18 protein-coding genes and 2 pseudogenes are annotated in these 15152 nt (G+C 33.6%); 18 read left to right on the forward strand and 2 right to left on the reverse strand.

Going from position 1 to position 15152, the window contains the following annotated elements:
* The first annotated feature begins 123 nt into the window (after positions 1 to 123).
* The 8 genes from ABH955_RS03790 (at position 124) to ABH955_RS03825 (ending at position 6098) form a co-directional block, all read left to right on the forward strand.
* Positions 124 to 807: a DNA alkylation repair protein gene (locus ABH955_RS03790; protein WP_404490891.1), complete on the forward strand. Its 684-nt coding sequence runs from the start codon at positions 124 to 126 to the stop codon at positions 805 to 807.
* A 14-nt stretch (positions 808 to 821) separates the two neighbouring features.
* Positions 822 to 1523 (forward strand): nucleotidyltransferase domain-containing protein, encoded by a 702-nt coding sequence (locus tag ABH955_RS03795; protein ID WP_113937530.1) that lies wholly within the window; start codon positions 822 to 824, stop codon positions 1521 to 1523.
* 15 nt (positions 1524 to 1538) lie between these two features.
* On the forward strand, positions 1539 to 2084 hold the full coding sequence (locus ABH955_RS03800; protein ID WP_404453476.1) for a GNAT family N-acetyltransferase: 546 nt from the start codon (positions 1539 to 1541) through the stop codon (positions 2082 to 2084).
* Between the two features lie 34 nt (positions 2085 to 2118).
* On the forward strand, positions 2119 to 2619 hold the full coding sequence (locus ABH955_RS03805; RefSeq protein ID WP_113937528.1) for a GNAT family N-acetyltransferase: 501 nt from the start codon (positions 2119 to 2121) through the stop codon (positions 2617 to 2619).
* Between the two features lie 87 nt (positions 2620 to 2706).
* Positions 2707 to 3645 carry a DMT family transporter gene (locus ABH955_RS03810; RefSeq protein ID WP_404490892.1) on the forward strand — a complete coding sequence of 313 codons (939 nt, stop codon included), beginning with the start codon at positions 2707 to 2709 and terminating at the stop codon, positions 3643 to 3645.
* Between the two features lie 61 nt (positions 3646 to 3706).
* A complete protein-coding gene (locus tag ABH955_RS03815) occupies positions 3707 to 4123 on the forward strand; it encodes a GNAT family N-acetyltransferase (RefSeq protein WP_113937526.1) in 417 nt (138 codons plus the stop codon).
* A gap of 107 nt (positions 4124 to 4230) precedes the next feature.
* Complete coding sequence (locus tag ABH955_RS03820; protein ID WP_404453480.1) at positions 4231 to 4830, forward strand: hypothetical protein; 600 nt, start codon at positions 4231 to 4233, stop codon at positions 4828 to 4830.
* 20 nt (positions 4831 to 4850) lie between these two features.
* On the forward strand, positions 4851 to 6098 hold the full coding sequence (locus tag ABH955_RS03825; RefSeq protein WP_404490893.1) for a glutathionylspermidine synthase family protein: 1248 nt from the start codon (positions 4851 to 4853) through the stop codon (positions 6096 to 6098).
* A gap of 96 nt (positions 6099 to 6194) precedes the next feature.
* On the opposite strand, the pseudogene ABH955_RS03830 reads toward ABH955_RS03825, so the two are convergent.
* Positions 6195 to 6645, reverse strand: a pseudogene (locus tag ABH955_RS03830) (hypothetical protein).
* Between the two features lie 172 nt (positions 6646 to 6817).
* Here ABH955_RS03830 and ABH955_RS03835 point away from each other — a divergent pair.
* The 9 genes and pseudogenes from ABH955_RS03835 (at position 6818) to ABH955_RS03875 (ending at position 12818) form a co-directional block, all read left to right on the forward strand.
* Complete coding sequence (locus ABH955_RS03835; protein WP_125930143.1) at positions 6818 to 7618, forward strand: AAC(3) family N-acetyltransferase; 801 nt, start codon at positions 6818 to 6820, stop codon at positions 7616 to 7618.
* 12 nt (positions 7619 to 7630) lie between these two features.
* Complete coding sequence (locus ABH955_RS03840) at positions 7631 to 8320, forward strand: phosphopantothenoylcysteine decarboxylase domain-containing protein (RefSeq protein ID WP_404490894.1); 690 nt, start codon at positions 7631 to 7633, stop codon at positions 8318 to 8320.
* Between the two features lie 184 nt (positions 8321 to 8504).
* Positions 8505 to 8978, forward strand: a complete 474-nt coding sequence (locus tag ABH955_RS03845) for a tetratricopeptide repeat protein (RefSeq protein ID WP_002013416.1) — start codon at positions 8505 to 8507, stop codon at positions 8976 to 8978.
* 12 nt (positions 8979 to 8990) lie between these two features.
* A complete protein-coding gene (locus tag ABH955_RS03850; RefSeq protein ID WP_113937523.1) occupies positions 8991 to 10055 on the forward strand; it encodes a hypothetical protein in 1065 nt (354 codons plus the stop codon).
* A 119-nt stretch (positions 10056 to 10174) separates the two neighbouring features.
* On the forward strand, positions 10175 to 10684 hold the full coding sequence (locus ABH955_RS03855; RefSeq protein ID WP_001038143.1) for a ribonuclease FAU-1 family protein: 510 nt from the start codon (positions 10175 to 10177) through the stop codon (positions 10682 to 10684).
* Between the two features lie 251 nt (positions 10685 to 10935).
* A complete protein-coding gene (locus ABH955_RS03860) occupies positions 10936 to 11526 on the forward strand; it encodes a TetR/AcrR family transcriptional regulator (protein WP_002127831.1) in 591 nt (196 codons plus the stop codon).
* On the forward strand, positions 11523 to 12251 hold the full coding sequence (locus ABH955_RS03865; protein WP_002127829.1) for a hypothetical protein: 729 nt from the start codon (positions 11523 to 11525) through the stop codon (positions 12249 to 12251). Before ABH955_RS03860 ends, ABH955_RS03865 begins: the two co-directional genes overlap by 4 nt.
* 217 nt (positions 12252 to 12468) lie before the next feature.
* Positions 12469 to 12582 (forward strand): annotated as a pseudogene (locus tag ABH955_RS03870) (alkanesulfonate monooxygenase); the annotation flags it as partial.
* A 143-nt stretch (positions 12583 to 12725) separates the two neighbouring features.
* Positions 12726 to 12818: a putative holin-like toxin gene (locus ABH955_RS03875; RefSeq protein WP_001289318.1), complete on the forward strand. Its 93-nt coding sequence runs from the start codon at positions 12726 to 12728 to the stop codon at positions 12816 to 12818.
* 228 nt (positions 12819 to 13046) lie between these two features.
* On the opposite strand, the gene ABH955_RS03880 is transcribed toward ABH955_RS03875, so the two are convergent.
* Complete coding sequence (locus ABH955_RS03880; protein ID WP_000189680.1) at positions 13047 to 13868, reverse strand: HNH endonuclease; 822 nt, start codon at positions 13866 to 13868, stop codon at positions 13047 to 13049.
* 149 nt (positions 13869 to 14017) lie between these two features.
* On the opposite strand from ABH955_RS03880, the gene ABH955_RS03885 reads away from it, so the two are divergent.
* On the forward strand, positions 14018 to 15103 hold the full coding sequence (locus tag ABH955_RS03885; protein ID WP_000837889.1) for an AI-2E family transporter: 1086 nt from the start codon (positions 14018 to 14020) through the stop codon (positions 15101 to 15103).
* Positions 15104 to 15152 lie beyond the last annotated feature (49 nt).

Raw genomic sequence — 15152 nt, forward strand, 5'->3', positions numbered from 1 at the left:
AGAACATCAATAAAATTTCACATACCGTATTTAAAAAATAAATATAGGAAAACCAAAAAATAATGTAGAATATATCGTACATACATATGTGAAGGCAACAAAATATATAAAAGAGGTGGACCTATGTTACTTGAAGAAGTAATGCAGAAACTGGAAGAATGTGGAACGGAACAAAACCGTAAAATCTTTAAAAATCATGGGGCAAAAGAGCCGTTATTTGGAGTTAGTTTTGCAAATTTAAAATTGTTGAAAAAGAAGATAAAAAAGGATCATGATTTAGCAATCTCATTATGGGAAACGAAAAATATGGATGCAATGACTTTAGCAACGATGATTTTAGATCCGAAGAAACTAACGTCAGAACAACTAAATAGATGGGTTCAGGATGTTGATTATTATTGTTTAATGGACGTTCTTATGACAGCTATATGTACGTCGCCAATCGTGATAGAAAGAATGGAAGAATGGACGAAGTCTGATGATGAATGGATTGGAAGAGCTGGTTGGTCATTATTAGCGAATATCGCAATAAAAAATAAAACGTTAGACGATGACTTTTTCTTACCGTATTTAGAAGAGATTAAAGTTCATATACATAATGAAAAAAATCGTAAAAGAGAAGCGATGAATAGAGCTTTAATTGCGGTAGGGGTTCGAAATGAAAGTTTGGAACAACAAGCAATTAAAATCTCACGTGAAATTGGAAAAGTAGAAGTTGATCACGGTGAAACGTCATGCAAAACACCAAATGCAGAATCCTATATTAAAAAGACACGAGAAAGAGCTGAAAAGAAGAAAGTAAAATAAGAAGGGATAAGATTATGAAACCAATTGAAGCGGCACAAAGTATTATTACATCACAATTTTCGAATTGTGATGTTGCTTTACTAGGGGGAAGTGTTGCTAGAGGAGAGGCTACGAAAACATCTGACCTTGATATTGTAATATTTGACCAAAGTTTGTCATCTTGTTATAGAGAATCTTTCTATAGTAATGGTTGGCCTGTTGAAGTATTCGTACATAATTTTGAAACGTATAAAACCTTTTTCAAAAGTGATTGTGAGCGCGGACGACCTTCATTACCTCAATTAGTTTCAGAAGGTATTGTGTTAAAAGGAGAAGATGAAATTGTAAAAATACTCAAAAGAGAAGCGAATGATTTATTAAATAAAGGACCAGAAAAATGGACAGAAGAAACGATGAAGCAGAAACGCTATTTTATTACGGATACTTTGGATGACTTCATTGGTGCAACAAAGAGAGAAGAAGAATTGTTCATCGCAAATTTATTAGCTGATTTAGTACATGAATATGTTTTAAGGGTAAATGGTCAATGGCTTGGAAATTCAAAATGGTTTATTAGAGTATTAAAAAGATATGACGAACAATATGCAGACCAATTTGTAGCAGTTTTTGATCATTTTTATAAAACAGGAGATAAAAATGAATTAATTAGTTTTATAGAAAATACGTTAGAGCAGTATGGAGGAAGAGTTTTTGAAGGGTTTTCTATCGGGAAATGAAAAGGGGATATCAAAATGAATGTACCATTCGTTCAATTAAGAGAATTGACACAAGACGATGTAGAAGATCGATATCAATGGTCATTAGATACAGAAGTAACAAAACATTTAGTTGTACCAGATCAATATCCACCGTTCACTCGTGGCGATACGAGAAGGTGGATTGAAACATGCATAAGTCGAGCGAATGGTTATGAACAACGAGCTATCGCTACAAAGGAAGGTATACACATTGGATGGGTAAACCTAAAAAACTTTGATAATACAAATAAAAATGCTGAACTAGGGATTGCAATTGGAAATAAAGAATATTGGGGTAAAGGATATGGAATAGCAGCCCTATACAGTATGTTACAAATCGGTTTTTCTGAATTCAAATTAGAAAAAATTTGGCTACGAGTAGACGAAGATAATTTACAAGCTAGAAAGAGTTATGAAAAAGTAGGATTTGTTTGTGAAGGAATAATGAGAAATGATCGGTTACGTAAAGGGAAGTTCATTCATCGTTATCGCTATAGTATGTTAAGAGAAGAATACCAATCTTTAAATAGTAGCTTATAAAAATATTATGTTAACTTAAAGGGGCAGGATAAATATGATTCGATTACTTACGAAAGAAGATGCGGAAAAATATTGGGACTTACGTTTACAAGCTTTACAAGTAAATCCAGAGGCATTTGTAACAACGTATGAAGAGGCGATTCGCCAGGAAAATCCTATTAAGAGAGTGGAAAGTAATTTAACAGCTACTACTAGTTGTACATTTGGTGCATTTAATGAAGAAAATCATTTAGTTGGAGTTGTCACTTTACTAACAGAAGAGAGAGAGGCGTATAAACATAAAGGTCATATCGTTGCGATGTATGTAGATGCACAAAACAGGCGGAACGGATTGGCACGTGAGTTAATAACAAATGCCATTCAAAGAGCGCGAGATATAAAACTAGAGCAATTGAACTTAGGTGTTGTATCCACAAACGAACCAGCAAAAAAATTATACGGATCAATGGGCTTTAAAACTTATGGAATTGAAAAGAGAGCTTTAAAAATGAATGGTGTGTATAGTGATGATGAAAATATGGTGTTGTTTCTTTAAAGAATACATATATAATAAGAATTGCGAATTTTAATTATATTCATTTTGTTGTATCGTATAACAAGAAACTAAACAAGGGGTTTTAAAATGAAAGCTATTGTAATAGGGATATTGGCATCATTTTTCTTTGCCTTTACCTTTGTGTTAAACCGGTCGATGGACTTAGGGGGCGGGAGTTGGATTTGGAGTGCATCACTACGGTATTACTTTATGGTTCCAATGCTATTACTTATTGTCATGTATAGGGGGAATTTAAAACAACTCTTGCAATATATGAAAAACAATCCGAAAGAGTGGTTGTTATGGAGTATTGTAGGGTTTGGTCTCTTTTATGCACCGCTTAGTTTCGCGGGTGCGTTTGGACCGGGGTGGCTTGTCGCTTCGACTTGGCAAATTACAATAGTTGCAGGGATTTTGTTAACACCATTTTTTGCGGTAGACCCATTACATAAAAAAATTCCAATGAAAGAATTAGTAATGTCAGGCATTATTTTATTCGGTGTTGTTCTTATGCAAGTAGAACACGCTTCTTCTTTAGGGATTCGTGAAACCATTTTATGTGTGGTTCCTGTACTCATTGCTGCGTTTGCATATCCACTTGGAAATAGAAAAATGATGCAAGTATGTAAGGGCGAATTAGATGTCTTCCAACGAGTTCTCGGTATGACATTAGCAAGTTTACCATTTTGGTTTTTACTATCTGGTTATGAAGTATCAACAGGCGGACTACCGTCAAGTAGTCAAGTTTTCCAATGTTTTATTGTAGCAGTTAGTTCAGGGTTAATCGCAACGGTATTATTCTTCTTTGCGACAGATCTTGTAAAAGATGATCCGCAAAAATTAGCAACAGTCGAGGCGACACAGTCTGGTGAAGTTTTATTTGTATTAGTAGGAGAGCTGATCTGGTTATCGGCTCCAATTCCGTCTTCTTTATCGTGGGTTGGAATGAGTCTTGTAATTGTCGGAATGATACTTCATAGTTATGTAGCTGTAGTTGTGAAAAAAGAAGAGAAAATAACGGCGTAATGAGATTAGCTCTTTTTCAATAAAGAGCTAATCTTTTTTCATGAGAAAGGATGGAGATAGGATGTTACAACGTGTTGAGCATTTAGAAATAGATCCCATTAAAAAAGTATTAAAGCATGCGACCGGTCCGAGTGAAGCAAGCTTATTTAAAGCAGTTTCAATGTATAAAAATAATCAGGCAGTGCTATATAAATATGGGAATAAGGGTTGCATAGGTATAGTGCTAATTCATACAAATAGAGCGAGAATGTGTCACATAGCTGTTGATGAAAAATATCGCAATCAAGGAATTGCACTTCAAATGATTAAAGAAATAATTAGGGAATATGAGTTAACATATATTGAGGCTGAGACAGATACAGAGGCAGTCGGATTTTATAAAAAGTGTAAGTTTAAGATTAAAAGTCTAGGAGAAAAACATCCAGGGGTGGAAAGATTTCATTGCTATCTCGAGAATGAACAGCTGAAAAGTATGTGAAATATGTAATTTTACATATTTAGTTTAGTTTGAAAAAAATGATATTTACAGTATATAATAAAGATAATTGGAAAAATATAGATAAACAGAAATTAGGTGCATAACACATGAGAATGGATAAAAGCAAATTTGTGAAAATTGCAGCTTCAATAGGAGTGTCATCTTTTTTATTAACAGGATGTGCTGATAATGATGAAGAGAGTGCACAAAAAGAAAGTAGTGCGGTAAAAACAGATGGTACGAAGCAAGAAAGCGAACAAGAAAAATTAAATTGTGATGATAAAGCGCCAACGACAGGAAATATAGAAAAAGAAGAATTATGTAGAGATAATAATTCACCCGCTTCATTTAATAATGAGAGTTCCCATTTGCCAATACTTCCGTTCGTTGCTGGATATTTATTAGCAAGTAAGACGTCGAATATGTATAATACTGCGAAACCAAATCTTACAAAGAAACCATATGCAAATAATATTATCCCATACCGTGAAAAGGATGAGCGAAGAAGTGGTGGCGGTGGGTATTACGGTGGCACTAGTAGTAATAATGATTCTTCAAAGAAAGTGGATTTGAATAAGCAACAGCCGAACAGTTCAACTAAAGTGACGCCAGATTCAAATACGTCAAAATCATCTACTACACAAACGCCAAAAGTGAATTCTGGTTCAAATGGAATTGGAAACGCAAAAGCACCAGCTGGATCCTAATTTGAAAGGATAATGGAGAAATGTATACAGAAAAAGAACAGGAAGAGTATATGAAAATCTGGTTTTCTCTTGCAGAAGAGGCTGGTAGAAATGGATTTACATGGCCGAGTTTGTTAGAGAGTGAAGAATGGAATCAATATATGGCAACTAGTATGTATCGTATGCCAGTACGTACATATACTGCAATTTCTAAAGCGACAGAAGAAATTATGTATGTGTTATATAAAACATATCAATACATTACAAATACACCAGCACAATTTCAAAAACTTGGTTTTCCACCAGAGACGTGGGAAATTGCAAGAATGAAACATACTGGTTTATTTTCATATTTTACAAGGCTTGATTTCATCGTAAATCATGATGATATTAAATTAATTGAAGTAAATTGCGATACTCCGACAGGTTATTTAGAACCATCTGTCGCTAATGAAGTATTGTGTCGATATCACGATGTGAATCATCCGAATCATATTGAAGAACACATCGTTCAAGCTTGGGAACAAATTAAACATGATTACAAAATAAGTCCTGACGAAACGATTTATTTTACAAGCTACGATTGGCATGATGAAGATCATCAAACCGTTCAGTTTTTACGAAGTTATTGTTTACAGCAACAAACCGATTATGTAGGAATACAAGATATCGTTGTTGCAGATGATGGAATATACACCCCGGCAGGCGATAAAATTAAATACTTATATCGTTTATATCCAATTGAATATTTAGTTTCAGATACTGATAAAAATGGTAAAAGAATCGGTCTGCAATTTTTAAATCATATCGCACAAGGAAAGGTGCAAATTATTAACCCACCGGCTGCTTTTGTTATGCAAAATAAAGGTATGCTCGCATTAATTTGGCAACTTTATGAAGATGAAGTTTTCTTTGAAAAAGAAGAGCGAGAGATTATTAAGAAATACTTCCTTCCAACGTATTTCACAAATAAACGATTCTTAGAAAGAAAAGAATCATATGTTTCAAAACCGTTATTTGGTCGCGAAGGCGGCGGAGTATCTATTTATGACAATGATGAACTATTGGCTGAAGATCAAACAGAGTATTATTTTGAACAACGAAAAATATATCAGCAATATGTAGACATGCCTGACTATACAATTGATACGTGGGATGGACCATATACTGGTAAACTACTTATCGGTTCTCATTGTATTAGCGGAAGAGCCGCTGGACTGTTTTTACGAGTAGGTGAAAGAATAACAGGGAATTTATCGATGTTTACTGGAGTTACGATTGAAGGGTAGCAACATTTGAATTAAAAGGTAATTAACAAAGAGCGCATCATTTGTGATGGGCTCTTTCATATGAGTATAAAGCTTGAATTAAGAGTGCTAGAGTGATCATTGCTTTGATGTAACGCTTTCATTTTGTTTCATTTCAAAAATTTTCATACCATCTTCATCTACAATTTTAATAGAATCTCTAAGTTTAGGCACACCGATATACATAACAGGGTTTTTTATCTTTTCCTTTGTTTTTTTCAATACGTAAGACGATAACTGATGTATCTTTTTCGTCTGTAACTTCTTTTACTGTAATTTTATCGTTTTTATACTTTTCTCCAAATGCTAAATATACCATCCTTTTTCCTTCACTAATGCTATCGTTTGAGTAATGAATCATAGTTGGATCTTCCTGTGCCTTTTCATATAAGTTTGAAGGGCCATATCCACCTTCGTTATATCTAGATTTTTCTAACACCCAAAAATCTTCATATTCATTATTAGAAAAAGTACAGCCACTTAAGCTAATAATCCCTAATATGAAAAGGGGTAATATAATTTTCTTCATTGTGTGCACCTTCCTTTATTAATTTTAAATAAATACACCATAATTTAACTGTTTCCGATATGATAAGAACGATAGGTCTATAGTAATCTGTATGATTATGTTAAAAATTAAGAAAAATATGATAATATATGTATGTATTAGTTTAAAGCAAAATGGGGGAACAATCGTGAAAATGAATGACATAGTGGCGAATACACAATTTCCAAATACAATCGAAACAATTACAAATGATTTAAAAGCATTAGGGATAGAAAAGGGAATGACAGTTATTGTACATTCTTCATTAAGTTCAATCGGTTGGATATCAGGCGGTGCAGTTGCCGTAGTAGAAGCGTTAATGAAAGTTGTTACAGAAGAAGGAACGATAATTATGCCGACGCAATCTTCGGATTTATCCGATCCAAAACATTGGTCAAGACCACCTGTACCAGAAGAATGGTGGCAAATTATTCGGGATAACGTCCCAGCATTTGATCCACGTATAACACCAACAAGGGCAATGGGAGAAGTAGTTGAATGTTTTCGTACATATCCGAATGTATTGCGCAGTAATCATCCACTCAGTAGTTTTGCAGCATGGGGGCAACACGCAGAAGAAATTACAGCGAATCATTCACTTTCCATAAGTTTTGGTGAAGAATCGCCATTACGAAAAATATACGATTTAGATGGATACATATTATTACTTGGTGTTGGTTATGACTCTAATACGTCTATACATTTATCTGAGGTACGTACAGGTGCACGCGAGTTAATAAAGGTAGGAGCACCTATTATAGAAGAAGGTGTAAGAGTATGGAAAGAATTCGTTGAAATGGATTACGATTCTGATACGTTTGTAGAAATCGGAGTTGAATATGAGCTTAAAGGAACAGTTACGCGTGGGAAGATAGGGAATGCGACGTGCCGTTTTATGAGGCAGCGTGATGCAGTTGACTTTGGAACAGAGTGGTTTCGTGCGAAAAATCAGTAAGGGATGGTTATTATGCAGGAGAAAAAAGTATTAATTACGAGCGGCGGCTGCCTAGAAAAATGGGATCAAGTACGTGGACATACAAATTTAGCAAAAGGTACGATTGGAAGAATTATTGCGGAAGAGCTAATGACAAAGGGCGCACATGTAATATATTTGCATGGCTATTTCGCTGAGAAGCCAATGGATGTAAATAACCAATTAGAATTGCACCCATTTGAGGGGATTATTGATTTACAAGATAAGATGAAAAGTATTATTACACATGAAAAAGTAGATGCAGTTATTATGGCTGCTGCTGGCTCAGATTGGGTTGTCGAAAAGATTTGTGATCAAGATGGAAATATTCTTAATATGAACGGAAAGATTTCAAGTGACATCGCTCCAATTATTCATTTTCAAAAAGCGCCAAAAGTATTAAAACAAGTAAAGAGTTGGGATCCAGAAACGATACTCGTTGGCTTTAAACTTGAAAGTGACGTAAATGAAGCAGAACTTATTGAAAGAGCAAGCAAAAGAATGGAGGGTGCAAAAGCGAGTGTAATGATAGCGAACTCACCGCATTCTTTATATTCTCGCGGTGCTGTGCATCACGTTATTGGACAAGACGGTAATGTGAAGTTATGTAATGGGAAAGATGAAACTGCAAAAGAAATTGTCAATATGTTAGAGCATTTATGTAATCGTATCACTACTATGTAGATTTAAGCTTTTAGAAAGAGATGCAGTCGCATAGTATATAATGGAGTTAATATTAAATTAGTGGGGGAACGTATCCCTCACTAATTATTAAATTGAATCAAATCAATGAAATAGGCCATTAGCTGCTCGTAAATGTGTAATACATGATATATGCATAATGAACATTTTTTGAGGAGTGGATTGTATGGAACATTTATTAAAGCAAGCTATTAAACTTAGAAATGAAAAGAAATATGCGCAGTCTAGAGAGATACTTATAGGATTAACAAACTTTACGAGGGATGCAGAAGTACTATATCAATGTGCTTGGATACATGATGTAATGGGTCTTGAAACGGAGGCGGTTCCGTATTATGAACAGGCAATTGCGAACGGACTTGATGGTGAATCCCTTTGCGGTGCGTATATCGGTCTTGGCAGTACGTATCGTTGTATAGGGGAATATGATAAAGCGATTACTTTATTAGAAGCAGGGATAAAGAAGTTCCCGGAAAATGACGTGATGAAAGTGTTTTTATCATTAGCAAAATATAACGTAAACGAACATGAAGAAGCGATGAAATTACTGTTAGAGACAGTTGTGAAAGTAGATGAGATAAAAGAATTTGAACGTGCTATTTCATTTTATAAAGACCATTTAAATGAGGTTTTTGAATAGAGGAGAGAAGGAATGAATCCATCAATTTCAAGAAGGAAAAAAGGCATTTGGATTGGACTCGTATCTTTAATTATGTTATCAAACTATTTATTGTATGCCCTGCCAATAGTGCCAGCTGCCCCGAAAGAAGTAGTCCTCGGTTCATTATTAGATTTTATGTTTGTAATTCCAGTCATCACATATTTCTTTATTATACGGAAAAGATATTCGTTAACGTATATGTTTCCTGTAGTTATAGCTGGATATGTATTCGCAAGATTTATAATTCCTAGTGATTATTTACAAGCTTTTTCATTTGTTTCGTATGTAATAGTTGCTGGAGAAATTGTGTTCGTATGTTTTGAACTGTTTCTTATATATAAAATTATAAGAGTACTTCCTAAAATAATAAAACGATATAAAGAATATAGAAGTGAGTATTCTTCATTTTCTTATGCGATTGATGCAGCGTTTGATGCTACTATGAAAAGAAGTAAGGCTGTAAGTATCATTCTTACTGAGTGTAAATTAATCTATTATGCATTTTTATCGTGGCGTGAAAAAGTACCAGATGGTGAATGTACATATTCCTATCACAAAAAGACCGGCGCTATAGGTGTTTATATTATGATTATTCACGCAACAGTAATTGAAAGTATCGGTTTTCACTATTTACTTCATCAATGGAATCCAGTAATAGCTTGGATTTTACTCATACTAAACGTATATGCGATGATTTATTTTTTAGCTGAAATACAAGTGATGCGTAAAAATCCAATTGTCGTAACAGAAGAACAAGTTATCATTCAAATTGGATTAGGAAAGAAAGTTGTATTGTCATTTACACAAATTGATAATATTGCATTCTACAAGGGGGAATCCCTAACAGCAAAAGAAGAAAAAGAGGTGCTGGATGCAACTGTTATGGAGTTCATAAAAGAACCTCCTACTTTTGAAATAACGCTAAAAGAGCCAGTGAAAGTGCAGTTGTTGTATGGATTTACTAAAACAGTAAGTCGTGTTCACTTAAATGTTGATGAGAAACGAAAATTTTATGATGCGGTTACTGAAAGGCTAAAACATATGAATGGTGGATAGTGAAAAACTCCTTCTAAATAAGAAGGAGTTTTATTGTGTAATTGTAGACCGTACACTTCTTTATCGCTATATAAACGGATATAATTAAGACTAGAAATAGCATAAGGGGAAACAAAAAAATGAATAAATTACGAACACCTAAAAGTGAAATTATAGAAAGAAAAATCCGATATGACTCGACAATAGTAGATCACAATTGCTTAATACTTGAAAAGAAATCGCAAAGTATCGTGTTATTTTATGAGGTTCAGTATTCATTTACGATGAATACAAATGATTCGAGTTTAACAATCCCAAAAGGAAGTTACACCATTGCATACTACTGGGAAAATCGTCCGTACAATTTATACATATGGAGAGATAAGAACGGAATGTATTTAGGCGCTTATTTTAATGTTGTAAAAAATACGCAAATAACAGACGAACTAGTGTCATTTGAAGACTTAATTATTGATATTATGGTAATGCCAAGTGGAGAATGTTTTATTTTAGATGAGGATGAGTTACCTGAGCCCTTAGAGAGTTTTGAAGGTGGCTATGTGGATGAAGCTCTTTATGTATTAAAGGAAATAATTCAAAAGTCGCTTCCTCAAATGATTGTAGAGACAGAAATGGTGCGGCTAAAATAAAGTTTAATCGATTTGAAAAGAGAATACGTGTTTAATGAAAATGAGTAGTCTCAAGTTATATGATCTAACTTTTTTGATAAATCTAAGGTTAGAAGCATATTTCTTGGGATTACTCTTTTTTTGTAGGAATTTTGTTGCTTAGTTTCTAAATTGATTTTTAAATTTATCAAATAAGATTGACTGAATCAAGTTCAGTCGTTTATGATTGAATCAGATTCAGTCGTGGTAAAAAACATAGTAGGAGATGACGTATGAAAAGAATATCAAAAGAACCCGATATAAGACGCCAAGAGTTAATGGATATTGGTTTTGAACTATATATGAAAAATGGTATGGGAGGATTTAGCATAAAAGATGTTGTTAGTCGGGCTGGTGTAGCAACAGGGTTGTTTTACTATTACTTTAAATCTAAAGAAGATTTTGTTGATGAGACTTTAAATAGCTTCATTGTGAAAAATATGGAGTTAATTGAAGAAATACTTATTTCAAATGAACGGTCTGTAATGCAGAAGATGAAAGATTCTCTAGATATATTTTGGACATTTATTGAAAAATTAGCACCCTATAAAAATGTGAGTTCGTTTCAGACGGAACAACATTTTCAACTGGAACAGAAATTATTCACACGAATTCAACCATTAATTCGACAAGTAATTGAAGAAGGAGTGAAAACGGGGATTTTTTATACTGACAACTCCTCATTAGCTTCTGGATTTATTTTATACGGTCTTAGCAGTATTGCTCATTCAGAAGTAAAGTTGAATCTAGATACGAAGCAAGAAATGGTTAATTTAGTATTAACTACACTACGATACGATCAAAAAGAAGGTGAATGTATATGAAGATTATTATCGATGGAAACAATATTTCGCAAGAGCAACTTACAAAATGGAAAAGAGAACGTATTAAAAAAGCATTAAATACATTAGGACATAAAGGGCCTGAAATAAATGATACAGACGTCATGATAAAAAAGCTAACGGAAGTAAAGTTGAAATATTCATATAATGAAATGTATGATAAACTGAAATCAAAACTTAGATTAAGTGGAATAGGTATGCGTATCTGTACTGTTTTATCTGGTGATAGACGAAAATTTTCAAAAACAAGCATCTATTTAGATGGGATTACAGCAGAAGAAGCTATAAATGGAATTGATAGTTTTATGCTTGAACAATCACGTGAAAATAATCAAGTGAATTTATCGGCTTGTCCTGATCACTATGTACTAAGCCCCTTTGGGGAAAATGAATTAGAGGTTATCGAAACTACAGGTAATTCTCCGTTCCCAGTTCAATTTTTCATTGTTTTTGGTGACGAAACGGGATTGAAAACACCTAGAGATAAGTCTTACCAATACCAATCAACAGGTGTTGCACGTATGAAAGATGGTACTATTATTGGTGGAGTTCGGCATCAATTTAAAGATATTGATACTGGGATAGAAGTAAGTCTAGTTGTTGAGTTCCCAGCACTTTGTCCTAATAGTCTTATTAAATCACATCAAATGCATTTAGCATGTGAGTTTTCTTATTGGTTACAGCGGATTAAGGACCATAAAAAATAGTAAGTGAAAAATACCTTTCAAATAAAGAAATATACAATTTTTATGAATATAAATCGAACTGTATTTCAAACAAACAGTAACGATGTTCAAACGAATCATATGTGTCTTTAAATAAAGACTAGTTAACTTATAGGAAATGTTTTTATAATATGTAGTTAATTCTATAACGTATCGCTGATTGGAAAAACCGAATCCATTCATTTATATGAATCAGTTCAAGGAGGGGGAAGAAGTGGCAGAACTGTTATTCCCTTTATTAAAAGACGAGAAGCAACAAGAAAATAAAATCGTTGGTGAAATGATAGCTGATGCATATGCTTTAAAAAAATAGTGAGAAATAAAAAACTCGCAAGTTTTTAAGCTTGCGGGTTTTCATCGTAAACAATTAATAAATATGATAAAATTAAGAGGTAACTTATGGTACGGTTGGTTGTTCAATTATCACTTCTCCGAGTAGGAGGGGGGTGATAATAAGTGAGTGAAATTGCGTTGTTATTGCAAGGTGGACTGTTTCTCATTGCATTGTTAACGTTTATTGTCGTCTTAATTGACAAGCTCAAAAAATAACAACCCACCTATGCCTATAGAAAGTGGGTTGTTGTGTTTGTACGAAACAAATAGGATAAATGAACAATCCAATCTGCTAAGTTACGTGGACTAGTGTGTAGCCGCACACTAGTCTTTTTTATTTATATACAGGTTTTAATTGTTTTATGTGATTGTATTGTTCTTTTCACACTCATTATAACACAGTGTCTTTTCATGAAGAAAGGAGACCGTATGTTCCTATATGGATTAAATAGAACGTGTAGTTTCTTTAAATAGCCCATCCATATACTGTTTTAAACTTTCCACAAAAAATCCTTTTTTGTCTACATTATTTACGCCGACAATTGGTGATGGAAGATTGTATCTTTTTTCTGATAAATGAACAACAACATCAAAAATATCAAATAGGCGAATGAAGCAGAATAGACCGTCTTTATCACTAAGTAAAATAAAGTAATGGTTTTCGCTCGTTGTATTTAATGTATTCCATAAAGAGCTTTTGCTTAAGTCACGAACGATACTCTTTTCCTTTAATTCCATGAAATCGGCATTTAATAGAATGGTAGAAATATCAATCGCATCTGGATCGTCAAAGTAGCCATCAATTGTTTGTACAGCAAAAGTATAAGCCATTTTTAATACACTCATTTTATATTTACGGTTATCTAAAAGCAATTCACGTTGAATAGAACTAGCTACTTTTGTTACGCGCTCTTCTTTCCAAATTTCATTATGTAATGAAATATCGTGCTTTTTACATAGTTTCATAATTAATGCATTGGAATAAAGTATCTCATCACTTACTTCGACTACATCTGTCTCAGCGGCTGCTAGCTCCTCACCATGTTCATTCGTATAGAGAGGGGAATCGATTTGTTTTTTCATTTGCTCAATCTTATATTGACTTAATTTATGTCTAATTAAAGGACGATCAATATTTGTTGTCATATGTTCATGACATGAATCACAAATTGAATTTATGAAATAATATCCACATAATATCTCTGGAATGACATATTGTTCACTGAGTTCTTTCGTATCTTTTCTGCAAATGATGCATTGTGTCATATTTATCACCTTTACCTGCAAATTTGTCTGTAATCTCATTGTAGTGTATTTAATGGGATTTTGGAATATTGTAAAGGAAAATATTATGTGAAATCTAAGTTTAATTTGGTACAATGAAGAGAAGTGCTAGTTTAAAGGAGGACGTTTTTTTGAAATCGAAAGTGCACTTTTGGACATTAGAAGTGCTGATGGTTGTAGGAATTATATTTATTTGCACAAAAATATCGTTTCTATTTCAACCGATTGGTATCTTCATATCAACATTATTTTTCCCAATTTTAATCGCGTTATTTTTATACTTCATATTTAACCCATTGTTAGTCTTTTTGGAGAATAAAAAAGTACCTAGAGGTTTAGCGATTTTACTACTGTATCTTTTTATCATCACATTAACTGGAGTTGCTATTGGAGTAGTTGTTCCAACCATCTCACAACAGTTAATGGATTTAGTAAAAAATATGCCGACTTACATAAAAGAGGGAAAAGTATACATACAAGATCTATCCCATCATAGATTATTTGAATGGCTATCTACACAAAACTACGTTTCCATTGAGACAATTGAGAAAAATGCAATTGAATACTTAAAGGAAATACCAAACACACTTACGTCGAGTGCAACGGCTTTATTTGGTATTATCACGAACGTGGCGTTAGTTATCTTTACAGTACCGTTCATTTTATTTTATATGTTTAAAGATGGACATGCATTTCCAGGAAAAGCTGTTAGTGTATTACCAGAGTCTTACCGTGAAGAAGGACTTCGTATCATAAAGGAAACGAACGAAACATTATCTGCATATATTCAAGGTCAAGCGCTCGTTTGTATGTTTATTGGTGCCTTTACATTTACTGGTTATTTAATCATCGGTTTACCGTATGCTTTCGTTTTAGGAATTATCGCAGCATTTACAAATATAATTCCGAACTTAGGTCCATTTATCGGAGCAGCACCAGCTGTCATTATAGGTCTGTTCGTATCTCCGATGCAAGCTCTGTACGTAATTATTATAGTAACAATCGTACAACAGTTTGAAAGTAACATCATTTCACCGCGTATTATGAGTTCAAAATTAAATATCCATCCGTTGACAATTATCATCCTTATTTTAGGGGTAGGTAATTTCGCGGGAATTATCGGAATGATTTTAGCAGTACCAGCTTATGCGGTAACAAAAACAGTTGTTTCGAACTTAGTGAGATTGTTTAAGACGAAACGAAGTAAACGGAAATAGAATATGTTGAGAAAGATACACCGCTTAATAAAAAGGGGTGTATCTTTTA

Source organism: Bacillus sp. RC240, from assembly GCF_044907945.1.
GTDB classification, from domain to species: domain Bacteria; phylum Bacillota; class Bacilli; order Bacillales; family Bacillaceae_G; genus Bacillus_A; species Bacillus_A mycoides.